Annotated in this window: 13 protein-coding genes; 1 reads left to right on the top strand and 12 read right to left on the bottom strand. The window is 43.7% G+C overall.

Going from position 1 to position 18390, the window contains the following annotated elements:
- Positions 1-212 precede the first annotated feature (212 nt).
- From ABXT59_RS02595 to ABXT59_RS02550, 10 genes are all read right to left on the bottom strand, one after another.
- Positions 213-713 carry a GNAT family N-acetyltransferase gene (locus tag ABXT59_RS02595; protein WP_443637504.1) on the bottom strand — a complete coding sequence of 167 codons (501 nt, stop codon included), beginning with the start codon at positions 711-713 and terminating at the stop codon, positions 213-215.
- Positions 714-855: 142 nt separating this feature from the next.
- Positions 856-1263: a cupin domain-containing protein gene (locus tag ABXT59_RS02590; RefSeq protein WP_443637503.1), complete on the bottom strand. Its 408-nt coding sequence runs from the start codon at positions 1261-1263 to the stop codon at positions 856-858.
- 32 nt (positions 1264-1295) lie between these two features.
- Complete coding sequence (locus tag ABXT59_RS02585) at positions 1296-2267, bottom strand: dipeptide ABC transporter ATP-binding protein (protein WP_443637502.1); 972 nt, start codon at positions 2265-2267, stop codon at positions 1296-1298.
- The gene (locus tag ABXT59_RS02580) at positions 2264-3244 is read right to left on the bottom strand and encodes an ABC transporter ATP-binding protein (RefSeq protein WP_443637501.1); all 981 of its coding nucleotides are present in this window, start codon (positions 3242-3244) and stop codon (positions 2264-2266) included. The genes ABXT59_RS02585 and ABXT59_RS02580 overlap by 4 nt, the downstream gene beginning before the upstream one ends.
- A 2-nt stretch (positions 3245-3246) precedes the next feature.
- Positions 3247-4146, bottom strand: a complete 900-nt coding sequence (locus ABXT59_RS02575) for an ABC transporter permease subunit (protein ID WP_443637500.1) — start codon at positions 4144-4146, stop codon at positions 3247-3249.
- Between the two features lie 11 nt (positions 4147-4157).
- Positions 4158-5162, bottom strand: a complete 1005-nt coding sequence (locus ABXT59_RS02570) for an ABC transporter permease subunit (RefSeq protein WP_443637498.1) — start codon at positions 5160-5162, stop codon at positions 4158-4160.
- A gap of 128 nt (positions 5163-5290) precedes the next feature.
- On the bottom strand, positions 5291-6880 hold the full coding sequence (locus ABXT59_RS02565; protein WP_443637497.1) for an ABC transporter substrate-binding protein: 1590 nt from the start codon (positions 6878-6880) through the stop codon (positions 5291-5293).
- 170 nt (positions 6881-7050) lie between these two features.
- The gene (locus ABXT59_RS02560) at positions 7051-8532 is read right to left on the bottom strand and encodes a DUF4214 domain-containing protein (protein WP_443637496.1); all 1482 of its coding nucleotides are present in this window, start codon (positions 8530-8532) and stop codon (positions 7051-7053) included.
- A gap of 294 nt (positions 8533-8826) precedes the next feature.
- A complete protein-coding gene (locus ABXT59_RS02555) occupies positions 8827-9333 on the bottom strand; it encodes a hypothetical protein (protein WP_443637495.1) in 507 nt (168 codons plus the stop codon).
- Positions 9317-9631 carry a DUF6447 family protein gene (locus tag ABXT59_RS02550; protein WP_443637493.1) on the bottom strand — a complete coding sequence of 105 codons (315 nt, stop codon included), beginning with the start codon at positions 9629-9631 and terminating at the stop codon, positions 9317-9319. Before ABXT59_RS02550 ends, ABXT59_RS02555 begins: the two co-directional genes overlap by 17 nt.
- A gap of 965 nt (positions 9632-10596) precedes the next feature.
- On the opposite strand from ABXT59_RS02550, the gene ABXT59_RS02545 reads away from it, so the two are divergent.
- Positions 10597-11403: a hypothetical protein gene (locus tag ABXT59_RS02545; protein ID WP_443637492.1), complete on the top strand. Its 807-nt coding sequence runs from the start codon at positions 10597-10599 to the stop codon at positions 11401-11403.
- A 16-nt stretch (positions 11404-11419) separates the two neighbouring features.
- Here the strand turns inward: ABXT59_RS02545 and ABXT59_RS02540 are convergent, their stop codons facing one another.
- Positions 11420-12487 (bottom strand): class I SAM-dependent methyltransferase, encoded by a 1068-nt coding sequence (locus ABXT59_RS02540; RefSeq protein ID WP_443637490.1) that lies wholly within the window; start codon positions 12485-12487, stop codon positions 11420-11422.
- A 54-nt stretch (positions 12488-12541) separates the two neighbouring features.
- Positions 12542-17293: a DUF4214 domain-containing protein gene (locus tag ABXT59_RS02535; protein ID WP_443637489.1), complete on the bottom strand. Its 4752-nt coding sequence runs from the start codon at positions 17291-17293 to the stop codon at positions 12542-12544.
- Positions 17294-18390: the final 1097 nt, after the last annotated feature.

The raw sequence follows: 18390 nt of genomic DNA, 5'->3' as shown, positions 1-18390 counted from the left end.
CCAAGGCAGAATAACCATTACCCGGCCATCATGGCCGGTTTCCTGTAGCTTTGCGTTAGTAAACTAAGTTACTACATTAGGTTGCTATTAATAGAGAAAGTATAGTGCCCCTATCTGCTAAAGTAGATCCTTGATCCACAGGTACTTTATTTGCATTATTAATCAAAATAGTTGATGTGAGCTACAGGTTCCTTCCCTAAACAAGGTAAATATCAGTTCAACAATTTAGCCATATAAATTTCATCTACAAACTGACCATTCAGATAGCTAGATTGTTTGCGCACACCTTCCTCAACAAAACCCATTTTTTTATAAAGCCCTATGGCTGAAATATTGTCTCTGAGGACCACAAGCTCAATACGATGGATATCTTTTTCAGCTGTCCACACCTGTGCCTGTTGAAAAAGACTCAGTGCGATGCCTTTACCCTGATATGCAGACAATACTCCCACCATTAGCGTGGTGGTGCGCGACAGACTCTGCCACAAACTGGTATCCAAAGCCAAGAAACCAGTGAAAGTGGCTTGTTTTTCTGCAACAAATATAGTGCTTGAAGGATTTTCCAGAAGATGGTCAAATTGACGTGTGGCATGGTCACCCAAATGCTCGCGCTCCCCTGCGACTGCACCCCACATTGGGGATTCATTATCAAGGGTTGTTCTTAGTTGCCTATAGCGATCACAGTCGGCATGTATTATTTCTCGAACGTTCATACTAATTCTCTGTCATATCGTAACAATGGGTGATTTTAAACTTAGTAGCTTTAATCCTTGACATCTTAACACGCTGGATCGAGTGACCTATCCGTTCGAGCTTAATGGCAAAGTCACTAGTTTTGTCAATTAGATGTTTTGATCAAGAGGGTTTTTTAACAGAGTGGTCAGTAGGTTGAGGGGTAATGGTCATGATCTTAACAAGTTGGGGAGATTCAAACCGATGCCACATGTTCTGCGGCACCACTAGCAGCATTCCTTGTGACATTGGGTGACCAATTTCTTCCCCGTTGTGTAATAAAATAAGGGTCGTTTCACCGTCTACCACCATCACCATTTCATCACCTTTAGAGTGCCTTTCCCATTCGCTATTGCCCGCGTAATGGGCGAGGAATATACCACCATCTCGATAATCTGCCAAACTTAAAAATCCATCACCATTACCATTACCGTTATAGGTAGGCGTTCGATTGATCAAAGCCTTAATTTTGTTAAAGCCTTCAGTAATAGATACAGGTTTAGCAGGTCGGGCAATGGGCTTAGAAGGCATTATTGATTCCACCTAAATAACTAGTTAATTAGCTAGTTTATTAACAAACACGCCACACTTATTTCACCATGTTGCGCCATCACTGGCGCTGTTGTTTTACATTGTGGCATAGCATTTTGGCAACGAGGGTGAAAACTGCATCCACTAGGTGGGTCCAGTGGTGATGGTAATTCTCCCGTCAGCTTTATACGTTGGCGTTTACGGTTAGTATTGGCTTGAGGCGTGGCCGATAGAAGGGCTTGGGTATAAGGATGCTGGGGGCTATCAAATACGGCTTGGCTTGGGCCTTGCTCTACTGGCTTGCCTAAATACATGACCAACACTTGATCAGCAATATGGCGCACTACACTCAAATCGTGAGAAATAAAGACGTAGGCTAGGCCTAGTTCTTGTTGCAACTCAATGAGTAAGTTCAGCACTTGCGCTTGAATGGAGACATCCAATGCCGATACCGGTTCATCCAGCACTACAATTTTGGGTTTTAGAATGAGGGCCCGTGCAATGGCAATGCGCTGGCGCTGGCCACCAGAAAACATGTGCGGATAACGGTGAATATGCTCGTCTCGTAAACCCACTCGGCGCATCATAGCAAGCACTTGTTCGCGCCTTTCACTCGAGCTTAAGTTAGTGTTAATGAGCAGAGGCTCTTGCAGAATATCACCTACTTTTTGCCTTGGGTTTAATGAGCCAAAGGGATCTTGAAAAACCATTTGTACAGTTTTTCGCAACTGCCTAGCCACTTCTTTTTTATTAGCAGTGGCTAAGTCTATGCCATCTAATGTGAGCTGTCCTGCCGTCGGCTGTTCGATCAAGGTCAGCAAGCGGGCTAAAGTTGATTTACCACAACCTGATTCACCCACAACAGCCAAGGTTTGTCCTGCATGAAGGTCAAAGCTAGCACCAGAGAGTGCTTGTAAACTAAGATTAGGCTGAAATATGCCTGTTTTTATATGGTAATACTTATGCAGATCTCTGGCTTCAATTAAGGCATGCTGATTCATCATGAAACCTCCACTTGGCTGCTAGCATCTACTTTGAGCGGTAATGGATAATGGCACAACACCCCCTCAATTTTCTGCGGTGGTTGCTGTCGACATAAGTCTTGAGCAAGTTCACACCGCGGGTTAAATAAACACCCTACGGGTCTATCCAACTGACCAGGTACGACCCCTGGAATAGCATTAAGAGTTTTTTCTTTGGCATATTCAGGCAGAGCGTTAAGCAAGGCTTGCGTATAGGGGTGACGTGGGTTATCAAATAATTCTGTCACCGAACGCTGCTCCACTTGCTGGCCAGCATACTGCACTACCACCCGATCTGCTGTTTCTGCGACCACGGCCATGTCGTGAGTAATCAGCACTAAAGCCATGCCATTGGCTTTTTGTAACTCTATTAATAGCTCTAGAATTTGGGCTTGTATGGTGACATCTAGAGCTGTTGTTGGCTCATCAGCAATCAATAGCTTCGGTTCGCAGGCTATCATCATAGCGATCATTACGCGTTGACTCATGCCCCCAGAGAGCTGGTGGGGGTAGGCTTTAAGGCGTGTCTCTGGGGCTGGAATACCCACTTTTGTGAGCAACTCTATGACCTTGCCTTTATGACTGCTGCGGCTGCCCCCAAAGTGTTGGGCCAAAACTTCACTAATCTGATACTCCACACTAAAACACGGATTCAGACTCGTCATGGGTTCTTGAAAGATCATACTAATATCTTTGCCAATAATAGCCCTACGCTGCTTATCGTTTAAAGTAAGTAAGTCCTTACCATCAAAATTCATTTGGTCCGCAGTAATGGTGGCAGTCCATGGTAATAAACCCATCAGTGCTAGCATGGCAACAGATTTCCCAGAGCCAGACTCACCGACAATGGCTACAATATCACCTGCATCTAAACTTAAACTCACTTGATCCACAGCCTTTAAAGAACCATGGGCAGTGGCAAATTCAACGGATAAATTAGTAATCTCTAACAAAGCCATGATTAAGATCTCTTCAACTTAGGATCTAGGGCGTCACGCAAACCATCACCCATTAAATTTATCGCCAATACAGCCAGTAATATGGCTATACCGGGAAAGGTCACTGTCCAAGGCGCACTCAGCATGAGGTCTCTATTTTCTGCGATTAAAGTGCCCCACTCAGGCAATGGGGCTTGTGCTCCCATGCCTAAAAATCCCAAGGCTGCCGTGTCTAAAATAGCAGTGGAGAAACTCAAGGTGCCCTGCACAATTAACGGCGCCATGCAGTTGGGCAAAATACTTATAAACATTAAGCGCACGGGTCCAGCGCCAGCTACTTTGCTTGCAGTAACATAGTCTTTATTCAGTTCTGTCATAGTCGATGCGCGGGTTAAGCGTACAAAAGAAGGCGTGTATGTAATGGCGATAGCGACCATGGCATTGAGTAAGCCTGGGCCTAAAACAGCCACCAGCACTAACGCCATTAATAGGCCAGGCACTGCCATGATGGTATCCATAACCCGCATAATAATAGTTTCTACCCAACCCCCTTGAAAACCTGCCACTAAGCCCAGTAAAACACCGATGGACGCAGACATAATAACGACAATAGCGCCCGCTATAAGCGACAAACGAGCGCCATGAATGATACGAGAAAGCATATCTCGACCAGCGTAGTCAGTACCTAAGAAAAAACGCATCTGTCCCCCTTCCATCCAGGCTGGAGGAATTTCAGTAAAGTCTCGGTATTGTTCAGCAGGTAAGTGAGGGCTAATGACATCAGCAAAGATTGCCATTAGCACGACACCTATCAGAAAAAACAAACCTACCACTGCGGTTTTGCTAGCACTGAAATAGAACCAAAATTCGCGCCATTGTTGGCTACGCACAGAGTAAGAATTTTTTACTGTTATGGATGTCATGGTTCTAATTCTCAATGCAAAATGCGAGGGTTAATAAGGCCATAAAGCAGATCAACAGTAAGATTAACCACCATCACACAAGCTGCAATAAGAAGTAATCCACCCTGAACCGCAAAATAGTCACGACTAAATACAGAGAAGATGATCCATTTACCTATGCCAGGCCAACCAAATATGGTTTCTGTAAGAATGGCACCCGCCAATAAGACCGCAACTTGCAGGCCAATCACTGTCACGACCGTAATCATGGCATTGCGGAGCGCGTGAATAGCGATAACACGCAAGGGCGATAAGCCTTTCGCCTTCGCCGTACGCACGTAGTCTTCACTTAATACTTCTAACATAGCGGAGCGAGTTTGACGGGCTATTACGGCTAAAGGAATGGTGCCCAGCACCACAGAAGGTAGCACCAAATGGTGCATGGCCGACTTAAACGCCCCTTTCTCATCACTTAGAAAACTGTCAATTAGCATAAAGCCGGTCACCGGTTCTACCTCAAACAAGAACGATAAACGCCCTGAAACTGGAGTCAGGTTTAAAGTGTTAGAAAAGAGAATAATGAGCAATAAACCCCACCAAAATATAGGCATCGAATAGCCAGCTAAAGAAATACCCATAATGCCTTGGTCGATCAAAGTACCCCGTTTAACAGCAGCAATAATACCCGCTGGTATGCCCAAAATGATAGCAAAGAGAATGGCACAGATGGCCAACTCAGCAGTGGCAGGGAAGAGCTCAAAAAACTCCTCTGCTACGGGCCTATTAGTAATCAACGAGGTGCCTAAATCACCTTGTAATACATCACCTATGTAGTTCAGGTACTGCTGCCATAGAGGTTCATTTAATCCCAACTGCGTCATCAGTTCGGCATGACGCTCGGCTGACACACCTCGTTCTCCTGCTAATACTTCAACGGGATCACCCGGCAACACCCTGATAAATCCAAAGGCCACTAGGGTGACGCCAAAAAAAACGGGCACTAGCACCAACAAGCGTTTAAATAAAAACTTAAGCATAAAGACAACTCAAAGGTAGGAAGGACAGGTGCCATAGCAAAGCACAAGAGACTAGGCTGAATGGTTGCGATAGCTCTAGGCTAAGGCAACCATTGGGTCTAGCAACTCAAACTGAGTGCAACGATAGGTTATTTAAGATCAACACCATCATAGAAAATGTGGCTGCCTAAAGGATGTACCTTAAAGCCAGTCACTTCTTTACGCACTGGCTTAAACACAACCGAGTGAGCAATCGTGACCCAAGGCGCTTCTTCTTTAAAGATAACCTGAGCTTTTTCGTACAAAGTGGTACGTTGGGCTTGGTTAGTTACCTTTTTAGCTTGACGCAAGGTGCTGTCAAACTCTTCATTACACCAGCGCGCACGGTTGCCGCCGTCTTTTGCAGCATCACAACCTAACAACACATACATAAAGTTGTCTGGGTCACCATTGTCACCTGTCCAACCTAGAAGCACAGTGTCATGCTCACCGTTCTTAGAACGCTTCAAGTACTCACCCCATTCAAAGGTTACAATCTCGGCTTCCACACCAACCTTAGCCCAGTCTGCTTGGATTAATTCTGCCATGCGGCGAGCATTAGGATTGTATGGACGCTGCACTGGCATAGCCCAAATATTGGTCTTCAGACCTGACACACCCGCTTCAGCCAACATAGCTTTAGCTTTTACTGGATCGTAGTCATAGTCTTTTACATCATCATTGTACGACCAAATAGTCGGTGGAATTGGGTTCTTAGCGATAGAACCTGCACCCTTGAATACTACGTCCAGGATAGACTGCTTGTTAATGGCCATGTTCAAGGCTTGGCGCACAAGCTTTTGGTCAAATGGAGGCTTTTCTGTATTAAAAGCTAAATAACCCACGTTCAAACCTTCTTGCCGAAGTAGGTTTATTTCTGGATCTTTATCCATCGCTGCCACATCAGCAGGATTTGGATAAGGCATCACATGGCATTCGCCAGCCTTTAGTTTTTGGTAACGCACATTAGCATCAGTGGTAATGGCAAATACCAACTTATCGATATTAGAACGGCCACCCCAATAGTCATCATGCGCCGTGTAACGGATCATGGCGTCTTTTTGGTAAGACTTAAATACAAATGGGCCTGTGCCCACAGGCTTATGATCGATGTCATCTTTGTTACCAGAAGCAGCCAGTTCATCGCCATATTCAGCGGATAAGACCGAAGCGAAATCCATGGCCATGTTGGATACAAAAGGCGCTTCAGCGTAGTTCAAAGTGAACTTGACGGAATAGTCATCTACTTTTTCAATCGATTTAAGTAGGTCACCCATGCTCATCCAACCAAAGTATTTGTAGTCGCCACCTGAAACGTCATGGTAAGGATGGTCTTCTTTCCACATGCGGTTAAAGGTAAACAAAATATCATCGGCATTGAAATCACGTGTGGGTGTAAAATCCTTAGTGGTATGGTATTTAACGCCCTTTCGAAGGTTAAATGTATATTCCAAGCCATCTGCAGAAGCAGTCCAAGATTCAGCTAAACCAGGCACAACTTTTGTTGAACCTGGTTCAAACTGAACTAAGCGATTAAATATAGTTTGAGAAGAAGCATCAAAGGTGGTGCCTGCAGAATAAAGCGAAGGGTTAAAGCCTTCTGGGCTACCCTCAGAGCAGAACACCAAGGTTTTGGCTTGCGCCGCACCTGATACCGCGAGTCCTAGCCCAAGGCTAAGTGCGAGTAATGTTTTTTTCATTATTATTTCCTAGAAAAGGTTACATAAAAGACAAAGTCATTAAAGACTTAGTTACACTATGCCCTTGGGTTAATTATAGCAACCAAAGGTGAAAAAAATGTCGGCAGAATTTAAAACGCGAGTTAGAAATCAGAACGTTTAGACCTTTCCCTAGGTTTGCAAGTGGACAGCTAGATAAAACTAATTTCTTGCACTTGGTCTAAACCCACGCCTATCAGAGTCACAGTAGTATTAATTTGGTACATGGACAACTGAAGTCCTTCACTAGTTTCTAGCCAATTGTATTTCACTGATGGGCTTAGCCCTACAATCACATCTTCAGCTGGGTTAAAATCAAGAAATAGGTCACTTTGATTAGAACCTGTGTCGATCACAAACAAGTCCTTGCCCTCCCCTCCTTTAATTTGGTCATTACCCACCCCTCCACTCAACCAGTCTTCACCCAACCCACCAAACAGGTAATCGTTACCCAATTGACCACTTAAAAAGTCATCTTTATTGGAGCCTGTGAGGGTGTCATTGTCATCTTTACCGTACACCATTAACTGATAGGAATCATACCACTGGTAGCGGATAAGGTAATTACTTAGGGCATGGTTATCTTGGTACTCTTTGCTGTATATAAACTGAGTTAACACTTCTTCAAAGAAAGCGCCTTGTTGAAGTTGGCCACCCCAATAGCCGGCCCCACCGGTGTCTGCTGCGCGTGAAAAAAACTGTTGATAGAGGGTATCGACCATGGTCTTATTGGAAGTGACATTAAAAATAGGGCTGTTAACATACTCATCAGAGGTTAAGAAGTGTATCACTATATCCACTGGGCTCATTCCAGTGGAGATGTTGTCAAGCCAATTGCTCATGCCGTCATGATCTGCCGTACGGTCAAGTACCGCGGTATAGACATTAGCCACAAAATCTATTAAGTGAGTCTCATACAACGCAGTATCTCGCCAATCTTCAATAGTGCTGTTGTTATTGCTTGCCCATTCATTGAATTGAGAGGTGATCGCTGGGCTAAAAACCAACACACCATTTGCGTCTGGTGCAACGTTTTCATGTGATATAAGACCAATAGCAAGCTCCCCATAGTCGCTATGGCTCAAGATCAATGGGCTACCACTTTGCCCACCTAGCGCATCTAGATCGTCACTGAAATAATAAATACCATTTGTATAAGATGTCGAAGAACCAGATGTCTGAAACTGAAATATTCCACCTTTATCACCAGGGTAGCCCAAAGAATAGGTAGCTACTTGCAAATATTCTTCTGGGTGACTAATACTCGCTGTTTTCATCCAACCCGAAGTATTACCCACCGGCTGAGGCAGTGTAATAAGCCCATAATCCATATCATATTGTTGTTTTTGTACCCAGCCACTGGCCACATCGATGGTTACACCATCAATAATACCCAATGGTTTATGATCGCCATTGCGACCCAATATCACCTCTACCGAAGTAGCGTAGCCACCTAGTTCCAAACGATGAAGAGCATGGCCAGAAGCCAAAACATCATTGGTTCCAACAAGCACACCACTGCTTTGTAAAGTAGAGCCATCTGGAAAATAGCTCACCACTTGGGCTATATGGATGTTCGGAACAGTCAGCGTACTATTTTGTTTCTCACGGTCATCTTTACCAAATATGGCCATAACAAGAGCTTCCTACTCAATAAAAAACGAGGATGTTTTGTCAACTTGGCACAGGCTAATTTATACAATCGCTGTCATCGAAAGTAGTAATAGAGATCACATAGGCGCAAGAAGATATTATTATATTTAGTCATGTATTATATAGCCAACCAATACTTTAATATTAAAGTAATCGTTGGCATGAGTGCTCTTACCAACAAGGCCTCGCTATCAGGGGAGCTTTCAAAAAACCCTCATATCCAGCTAAGGGGCTTTTCATGCCACACACCGTTACAGAAGTCGCTCAATTTTTAACTAATGCACTGCAACCCCTTCAGGCAAATCTAACTCAATCGCAGGCACAAACCAGCTTGGCCAATCTACACTTATCCATCCTGCATATTGATACTGCCTGAACAGAATATCTAGCCACTGGCGCAAACTAATTTCATTAAACCGCACTACGGCGACATATTCACATCTATCAGACTTAAACAGCAAACCCATCACACCCTTAGAAGACTCTATGGTGATCTCATGAACTAGCCAGTTCAAACATTCAGAACTGGCAATGACAGGGTGTTCCGGCTCGTGCTTAGCTTGAGCAACTTGCTGGGCGATTTCTTGTATTCCATCATGAGTTTGAGGTAACCAGTCCAGAAGCTTTTCCACTAAATGGTTCAACAAACGCTGCGTCAACCAAAGCTTTTGATGTTCTCCAATTTCGTCTTCGCCAACCAATCCCATCCTATCCTCTGTGTCCACATAAATAGTAGTAATCCGAGTAAGCTCCAACGGCAGCGTTTTATCTGTTAGCTTCAATTTCTTCAGCCTCTAAAACCTCAACTTCTTCTGCCGATAAAATTTCAACTTCGTCAACTTCATCAACTTCTTCTGCTTCTACCACTTCAACTTTTTCAGCACCAACTACCGCAACCTGCTCTAATAGAAGGTTTAGTTCAGCCGCATAAGCAGTCCTTGCAGTCTGAGCTATAGCAATATCCATATTCCAACTGTTAATTTTTTGGTCACACTGTTGCATCGCAGCTAAATGTCCTTTAACTTCTTGTGGGAGAGTGTCTGTGTCGTATAATTTTCCATCAATCTGAATATTAGGCATAATAAGGCTCTTTATTAACTTAACTGTTTTGGTTATTTTAGAGTAATCTAGCCCTACTTTATATACTGGCGACTAAGGAAAACACTACTGATTTACTATCTGGAATAAACTACTGCTTAAAGCCCCTTAATAATATGATACGTGTCACGTTATTAGTGCATCTAAGAGTAACCTCTAACCTAAATAGATGTAACTGGAATTATTCACTGCTCTCCACTATCATTTCATCGCCAGTCACACAAGCTACTTTTCTAAGTGTATTTTTAGCCAAGTGGGCACAACGCTTTGTCATCGTTAAGCAAGTATGGTCAGATAGCTTTTGCACCTCGTAAAGAAAGCAGCCCTCGTTAATTAGTCTGGACGCAAATCTATGGCGTTAGTCATGCAGCCGAAAAGTTCGCATACCAGCACTCTTTCTTGTATTGCACCATGCTGTGAGTATATTTTGATAACGCAACCAAGTGCTAGGGTTGGGGAATACATAGGTGGATATGTAATTCAACGACCACAACAAAAATAACATGCAGAGCAACTCTCAACTCAAAAAGGCCTGCCAGACATCATTCCCAATAAAGCGACATACTAATTGCTCATTCTTCCCCAACAATCTGTTTGAACACTGTTTCGGTAAAATCAATATAATCATTCAATGGAGCCTGTCTAAGGTATGGCACTGTATGTGAGGAAATAGCTTGCGATAAAACCCAAAAATTACGACACATAAGTCTGAAGCAACTCTCTGAGTAACTGTGTAGCGAAAAAGAGGTAACTGCATCAAAAAAAGTAAGGCAATTAATTAGAGAGGATATAGCAAAGTGAGTGAGTGAGGATTGAGGCAGTAATCCTTTGGTTCTAAAGGATAATAAACTCACATCTTTGACACAACCAAATACTTGGCACAGTTCCTGCTTCGTAGACTGTAATCTAAGAATCTCAGTAATAATTAATTAAGCAGGAGAACACTTATGGACATTAATTCAACTTTTGACATGAGCCGAATTAGCGGCATTAATGGCACCAATAGCCTTAATAGCGAAAAAGCCCAACAGGTAAGCTTTTTAGGCTCACTGGGTGAAGTCAGTAAAAGCGATGAGAGCCCTCATGAAAAAGCTATCAAAGCTTTTTACGAGGTACACCAACGTTCACAAATCACTGGGGTTCCAACAAATGAGTATAACCAAGTCATTGCTGCATTAGGTTTAGGGGAGGGGCAAAGTTTTGCCGCCACGGACATGCTAAACAAAGCAGGTTACCACACTGGAATGCCCTCTGTAGAGGCTATTTTACGCTATGGCAACACTAGTGACACCGTTAGTGGCAACCTCAACTTCCTTAAAGGTGGCAATGATGTATTGGCACAACGAGCCAAAGTGGGTATTGCACCCAACGGCTTAGATACCAAAAAGATACCACTTACAACTACTTTAACAGGCATGCCTCAAGCCACTGATATATTGGCACAGCGAGCCAAAGTGGGTATCGCGCCGCCCAACAGCTTAGATAACAAAAAGATACCCCTTGCTACTACTTTAACAGGCATGCCACAAGCCACTACTTCTGAAGCATCGACCCCTACTCGTAACTTTTATGATGCGGCCGTAGCGATGTCTGCTCAGCTTAACTCAACACAACTTAAACAACCTATCGATCAAGTGGCAGAACAAGTTAACAGCACCGACTACCAGGCAATCGAAAAACAATTAGCTAAAAGCTATATCGATAACCTTCAAATGAAACAATCAATAGAAAGCTTAGACACCCTATTAGGTTAGGTTTACCAATCGAGAGTTAAATATTAGCGCCAATGACAAACACCATATTGGCACGGTCATTGGGGTTATTGTAGGGTTGCGGTTCCCAACAACCCGAATAGTAGAAACCTTTAAGACTACCCCCTGCCTGCTCAATAAAAGGTAGCATTTCGGTTAAACAGTATTCTCGGTGGTGGTGGTGACCATCCCAATTTCCATCCGCTGCAGGATATACCTCCTGAGGGTTTTGCCAGCGTTGCATAAGCTGTCGCTTTTCTAGGGAAAAAAAGTTAGGTGTAGTCAGGTACATTAGGCCTTGGCTTGATAGGGCTTGGATCAAAGGTCGTAGAATATCAACTGGATGAATACATAAATGCTCAAGCACTTCCGTTAATAAAATAAGGTCAAACCTGCCTTTTTGCTTCTGTGCAAAAAAACCCAACGTTTGGGTGTCGGTTAAATCCAGAGGCAGGTGGTCTCCTCCAACCAGCTGCTTGCAAACAGCTTCGGTAAAACCAATGTAATCATCTGCTGTGGGGCGGTCTGAGGTATTAAACTGTACGTGTGGAAATAACTTGCCATACAGCCCAGAAAACTCTGACACTCCAAATTCCAATACCTGCGGCTGAGGCATACCCTGAAGCAACAGACCCATAGCATTCACCAGCTCCCAGAAGCGCTGCTTGTGTTGCCTGCCATATTCTTTTTGACCAATAATTAATGCACGATCTGAGTTAAATACCGCACTCCAGGCGGTCTCATAATCTTCTCTACTCACCTGTTGGCAGGCCTCAAGCTGAGCCGATAAAGTCAGCACCTCGTCGCTAAAATAGGTGTGCACACTGGCATCAGCTAAATGGTCATACTCACCCTGAGCTTGCTGGTATTCGTCACTGTTCATCAGCTCTTGCATAAAGCTAAGGGGCGTAAGCTCATCTCGTTGAAGCCTAAGACTGTAATCAACTAACCCCTGCGGATCAGCACTCCGCTTTAGTAACAAGGGATAGACTAACTCGACCAACGCCTCAGCTTCACGCCCCGAGCACCTTCCACTGGCTTTGGTTAAAGCTGGCCAGAAGGGATTTGTGTTGAAAAAGCGCTTCATGTAAGTCCTATGTATTGAGGGTTTCGGCCAGGCACCTACTTTATTTTGGTTGGATTAGGCAAATGTGATGACACCATTTAAGATTGCAGAATCTACTTGTGCGCCAAGACCAATAATAATTAGGCCTTCAGTTGCAGTTGTGTCAGTACCATCAGCTACTGCATATGTATAGAGCAATGCATCAACGTCAGTGCTTGATCCTGTCCCAGAAGCCATGGTAGAACTAGATGTAAAGTTTCCAGTTGCTGGATCATACACACCAACAAACTGACCTACTTCATTGGTCGTTAGGTTTGTTGTAATTGTACCGCCAGCGGCAACCTCTGTAAGGGTGTCGTAATCAGCCTGTGTAGCAAGAGCTCCAGTCAAGTCTAAAATGTCTCCGGCAGCAAGTGTAATAATATCTGCCAGCACACTCACGGCAACTAACGGACTTGAGATGGTGCCAAAGTCAGAGTCACCAGCTCCAATTATGATTGTATCTGTACCAGCACCACCGATAATTTTATCTGCACCAAGACCGCCAGTAATGGTCATGCCCGCACTTGCAGCGGCAATATAATCATTCAACCCTGAACCAATAGCCGTTTCGACACCTGATACGGTGTCTGTTTCACCACCAGCAACAATGTTGCCCGCTGTCGCAGACGCACTGGAAACGGCAGTTGAATCATACTGAGCCACTTTACCAGCAGCCAGTGTCGTTATGTTAGTGGCACTTGAAACAGCGTTGTTATCAAAAGAAATTGACGATGAAGAAAAGTTCATCGCGTAACCATTGGTGGTAGCTCCTGCGCTTGATGTACCAGAAGCAGCACCGTGAGTATTACCTGCATACGATAATGTATCAGTTCCATTACCTAATGAATACGTGTCATTTGAGTTAGTAGAGTCAGTAGCTAAAATGTCACCACCGTCACTATTTACTATTGTATCAGCACCGATTGAACCCGTGACGTTAGTAGTTGAACTATAGCCTAATAAAGTCACTGAGTTAACGATGGAAGAACTTGATGCACTTAAAGTAACCACAGAAGCGCCGCCACCAACAAGCTCGTTGTTGGTCACAGTTGTTACTATGCCGCCCGTGTTTGATGCAATAAGTGCAACGGAACCTGACCTTGCAGCAGTATTAACTGTTCCAGCACTGTAATCAATGGTCGCTGCCGCATCACCAGACAAGGTTGAAGCGATATCACCCTTACTATTTGTTACGTCAGCCTTTGCGCCACCACTTGCTCCGGTCACGTTAATAAAGGTGCTGGCTGTAATATTTGCGGTAATACCAGTAGTATCAGCAGCTACGATATCTCCAGTATCAATTTTCACACCACCGGCAGTTGCCGTTAACGCAACAGCACCCATTGCCGCTGCCGATGTAATTTCTGTTACTGTTAGAAGGCCACTGGTGGCGGTCATTGTGACATTACCAATAATATCAGCCTCAATAATACCCGCAGTAACAGTAGTACCACCACTTAATAATACGGTTGCAAGGTTATCTGAATCAGTAGAAACTCCAGCATTGTCACCAATCTCATCGACAACTACTGACCCAGCAGCACTCGTTAAAGTAATCGAAGTTAACTTATCAGCGTCTGTAATTTTACCCAAAGAAATATCATCAGTTGCTGTAATTGACACTGTTGCTAATACAGCTTCATTGAGCACGTCATCGATAGTGACTTTATCTGAAGCAACGACTGTAACACTTGTTAGTAAATCAGAACCAGCCAAGATATCATCAAAGGTGATGTCTTTAACTGCATTGATTGTTAACGAAGTTCCAGCAGTAACATTGATGTCACTTTGAGCTGTGCTGCCCACTATTTCAGCAAAGTCGAGTGTAAGTGCAGTGATATTGGTAGTTACAATATTTCCATCCTGGGCAGTGTTCACGTCAATTGTTGATGTACCCTCTGCTGCAGTAAATGCAACGTCAATCGCATCAACTTCTGCAGCAGCTGCTGTGGTACTCGAATTCGCATTCACCACAACACTAGAACCTGTAACCAAACCTGCCAAATCAACTGAGTCATTTGCAATTGCACTTGTTGTAAATACAACCGCTCTATCCGAACTTGAAACCGTTGTTTTTGCACCAACTGTTGCATCTAAGTTAATATTTTCAACACCGACTAAAACTAAGTTATGTACTAGGTCACCCGTTAAAGTGAGGGTGTCCGTTCCATCTCCACCAGATATCGTGTCCGTCGTTTCTAAAGCTGTTGTTTTAACACGGATATTGTCATCACCGGCCTCACCAAATAAGTATATCGCTCCAAGGCCGCCGTTGTCTAAATCAATAACATCGTTACCACCACCAAGCATAATGGTATTAGTTTTTGTAGATATTGCTGTCTCATTAATTAATACGTTGTCATTACCCGACCCTAAAAACATAGTCAGTCCAGTTGTAGCACCGTCAATTTCATCAGTTGAGTAGATGTTTGGTGATACCAAGGCAGAAGACCCTGTAATTCCACCTGTGTTTGCAGTGGCTGTAAAGGTTTTAACATCCAGAGTATCAATTGCACCAAACTTCAGTGCTGCAGGGTTGATAATAGTATAGGCAGAGGAACTAACAAAGGCGTTGGCAGCAAATGTTGCTTCACTACTTCCAGAAATGGTAAGCGACATTCCACCAGATTTAGGTGTTGTGATACTTGTTACAGTGTTAGCCGTGCCATTTAACGTAAGTGTTGCCCTTTCAAAACCCGTGTCTACATCAACAGCCACATTCTTAGCAGATGTAACATTCATTAAAATATTATCATCTGATCCGGTTAACCCTGAGGCATAGTTAACAGTCATTGTATTGTTAAATTGACCAGAAAAGCCTAGGGCCATTGTCGCACTAGAGGCATTGTCTACCACTATAGCGCCAGTTGAATTAGTAGTAGCAAAAGACTTTACACCGGTAATATTAGTCATATCTACAGTCGTATCACCTAAAGACTTTAGATTAAGATTCTCTATATTAGTGAGGGTCGTGCCACGCTCAACTGAAGCATTACCTTCAGTGACAGTTGCAACAGTATTTGTATTGTTGGACGAAGTCGTGTCAACAGAGTCGACCTGGTTACCATCAATTAACCAATTCAACGTAACAACACCACCTCCAGTATCGACTGCATCAACCCTATTTGCCAGACTTGAATGGGCATCAACCGCAGCAGTAAGGGCTGCCGTCGAAGCATCTTGATTTGCACCAGTAACAAAGGAAACAGCGTGACCATTAATCGTTACAACGTCAGTTGATGAACCACTTACGTACGTAATCGTAACCGTTTGAACTTCCGTTATTCCAGTATTTGAAGTTATATTAATTATGTCGTTGTCTGTCGTCGTTGCATCTGTGGCGGTATCACTCGTGCCCAACGTCAATATGTTTGCAGTAAAGGTATCGTCACCAATTCCACCAGCAAATGTGTCCGCACCAGTAGTCATCGAAAAAGTTTTAGCTGTTGCTAAAGCAGTAACCAAAGCTGCATCTGCAGTCGTTTTGACAGTAGCAGCGGCAGTAGCGGCAGTAGCAGCGGCAGTAGCCGTAGTTGCTGCTGCTGCTACTGCAGTTGCAGCAGTTACATTATCAACAGTGTTTTGTGTTGTCGCTGCAGATGTAGTGGTTAGCGCAGCAGCAGCAGTAGTGATAGCACTTGCAGCAGCAGTAACGGCAGCTGCATTACTGACCGCAGTTGCAGCTGCCGTTACTGATGCAGTTGCATTTGTAACACTAATTACATTCCCAGCAGCAGTCGCTGCGGCTGTAACTGACGCAGCGGCAGTAACAACAGCAGCATCATAAGTAACAATAGCAGCAGCGTGAATAACTTCTGCTGCATCAAATGTAAGAATAGCAGCAGCATCAGCTGCCGTTGCAGCAACCAGAGCAGCATCTGCAGTGGTTTTTGAACCAGAAGCCTCAGCTTCCGCTGCTACAGCAGCAGCTGCGGCAGCTGAAGCAGCACTAACAGCAGTCGCAGCAGTTGTATCATCTAGAGTGCTCGATGGTGTTGCGGCAGACGCAGCTGTTAACGCTGCAGCTGCAACAGTTACTGCCGTTGCAGCAGTTGTAACTGCAGTAGCATCGTTTACAGCGGCCACAGCCGCAGTTTGAGAAGCCGTTGAAAGTGCAATAGTCGTTACAGTAGTTGCAGCTGTCGCAGCAGCTACTTTAGAAGCAGCAGCAACAACAATAGCAGCATCATAAACAGTAATAGCTGCAGCATGAACCACTGCTGCCGCTTCAAAAGCAGCAACAGCAGCAACAGCAGCGCTAACCATACTTGTAATAGTTGTAGCGACATCAAATAATGCTGGAACAGTCTGTACGCCCACTGTGGCAAAGTTTTCTCGAACTGCATTAGCTGCCACATTACCTACGTAGGCCTCCTTTTTTGCTGCAGTATCCAGTGCCGCGGTAAATAATTCAGCAACTGCTAATTTATTTGCCACTATTGAAGCATCATCACCTGTAGCTCCATCCAGGATGTTTGCAGCAATTTCAGCCTTGGTCATAGTGTTTGCAGTTAAGGCATCTTTGTAGAACTTCAATCCAGAATCGTCAGGATTGCGACCAAACGTTTGCAAGTAAATTGCGGTTACTGTTGCAGTGTCCGTTTTCCCTCCAAACAAAGCGACAGCTTCTGTCGAAGTAGAAAATGATTCACGAATAGCAGTTGTGTCAGTATCGTCTCCCAACCTAGCTACCCAATAGGCTAGACCATCAACGTCCGCTCCACGACCGTAGAAGCTAATGTACATTTTTTGCACTATTTGTGCTGTTGTTAAGGCTGCAGCCATTAAAAATTATCCTTCAGTGTTCATATGCGTATACAAGTTCATCAACTTTATGGGACTAACATAGTATCAATACACGTTATTTCAGCACAGTGACGACCAATTAAGCGCTCAAGTTAGGCTTATCAGAGATCACTAATGCATGCACCAATGTTTTGGCATTTGGTACACAACCCACACCTAGGGTTTGTACGTAATCAGTTGTCGCTTACACAAATTGAATCCCTATAACCTTAATTGCGGCAATATTTAGCCGCCCTAGACCATAGTTATGCAATTTATATACCAATAAGTTTAATGTGGGAAGCGAAGCCAATAGTCACCATGTTTATGGTCTAATAAAATGTTACGACGAAGCCTCCCTGTTAGTGCCAAGTTTACGGAATAAACAACAATGAGTCTAATATACGCTACTGCCAATTAAATTCTGAACCACCTAAGCGAATTTATTATTTGCAACTTAGTTCTGCTTTAATGGTGCAACAAAGAGAACACATTAGAACTTTCTAAATGAGTGAGGCTACAAAAACTTAAGGTTAGGCTGGTTTTAGGATAATCCGCCGAACATCAGCTATAGCTAGATCGAGCGGCTACTCAATAAATTAAATATTTTGAGCATCTAACATACACGCAAAATCAGTAATAACCGTAGCTTACAAACTCTCAACTCTCGTTTAAGGGCAGTTATAGATAAGTTTAACCTGTAAGAGTGAACCTAAAAAAGCGTTCAAAATAGAGGTTATAAGGCCATAGAACACAAAGAAAATATTGGCACAGAGGGACAAATAGAAGTAAAGAAATACACCCGCGACTAGCCATGTGAATCCAGAACAGAAAAACCAAACATATCAAAGGTTAATCCTCAGCCACACTGAAAAACTCCTTTAAGTCTTCTTAGCTTTAGACTTGGCCTAAGGACTGCTGCCTGAGCAAATAAATATATAAGATATACAAGCCCTGCAACTAGGTATAATCGATCCACTTTGTTAAGTTTTGGAAAGTTCGCTTAGCTTATGGGTTTTACCTTTTTTTAAGCAAGTGTCGTAACTTAGTGCTTAAATTCTGGTTATCAGCACTTTGCTAATCATGACTATATCCAG

Origin of the sequence: Candidatus Njordibacter sp. Uisw_058 (assembly GCF_047730065.1) — a bacterium.
In the GTDB taxonomy this organism is placed as follows: domain Bacteria; phylum Pseudomonadota; class Gammaproteobacteria; order Pseudomonadales; family Balneatricaceae; genus Njordibacter.
The sequence above is the reverse complement of the archived record's forward strand: the minus strand, read 5'-3'. Positions and strand labels throughout refer to the sequence as shown.

Bases quoted from the DNA above. Each gene is read 5' to 3' on its own strand.
- ABXT59_RS02595 (WP_443637504.1), bottom strand. From the start codon at position 713: ATGAACGTTCGAGAAATAATACATGCCGACTGTGATCGCTATAGGCAA.
- ABXT59_RS02590 (WP_443637503.1), bottom strand. From the start codon at position 1,263: ATGCCTTCTAAGCCCATTGCCCGACCTGCTAAACCTGTATCTATTACT.
- ABXT59_RS02585 (WP_443637502.1), bottom strand. From the start codon at position 2,267: ATGATGAATCAGCATGCCTTAATTGAAGCCAGAGATCTGCATAAGTAT.
- ABXT59_RS02580 (WP_443637501.1), bottom strand. From the start codon at position 3,244: ATGGCTTTGTTAGAGATTACTAATTTATCCGTTGAATTTGCCACTGCC.
- ABXT59_RS02575 (WP_443637500.1), bottom strand. From the start codon at position 4,146: ATGACATCCATAACAGTAAAAAATTCTTACTCTGTGCGTAGCCAACAA.
- ABXT59_RS02570 (WP_443637498.1), bottom strand. From the start codon at position 5,162: ATGCTTAAGTTTTTATTTAAACGCTTGTTGGTGCTAGTGCCCGTTTTT.
- ABXT59_RS02565 (WP_443637497.1), bottom strand. From the start codon at position 6,880: ATGAAAAAAACATTACTCGCACTTAGCCTTGGGCTAGGACTCGCGGTA.
- ABXT59_RS02560 (WP_443637496.1), bottom strand. From the start codon at position 8,532: ATGGCCATATTTGGTAAAGATGACCGTGAGAAACAAAATAGTACGCTG.
- ABXT59_RS02550 (WP_443637493.1), bottom strand. From the start codon at position 9,631: ATGCCTAATATTCAGATTGATGGAAAATTATACGACACAGACACTCTC.
- ABXT59_RS02545 (WP_443637492.1), top strand. From the start codon at position 10,597: ATGGACATTAATTCAACTTTTGACATGAGCCGAATTAGCGGCATTAAT.
- ABXT59_RS02540 (WP_443637490.1), bottom strand. From the start codon at position 12,487: ATGAAGCGCTTTTTCAACACAAATCCCTTCTGGCCAGCTTTAACCAAA.
- ABXT59_RS02535 (WP_443637489.1), bottom strand. From the start codon at position 17,293: ATGGCTGCAGCCTTAACAACAGCACAAATAGTGCAAAAAATGTACATT.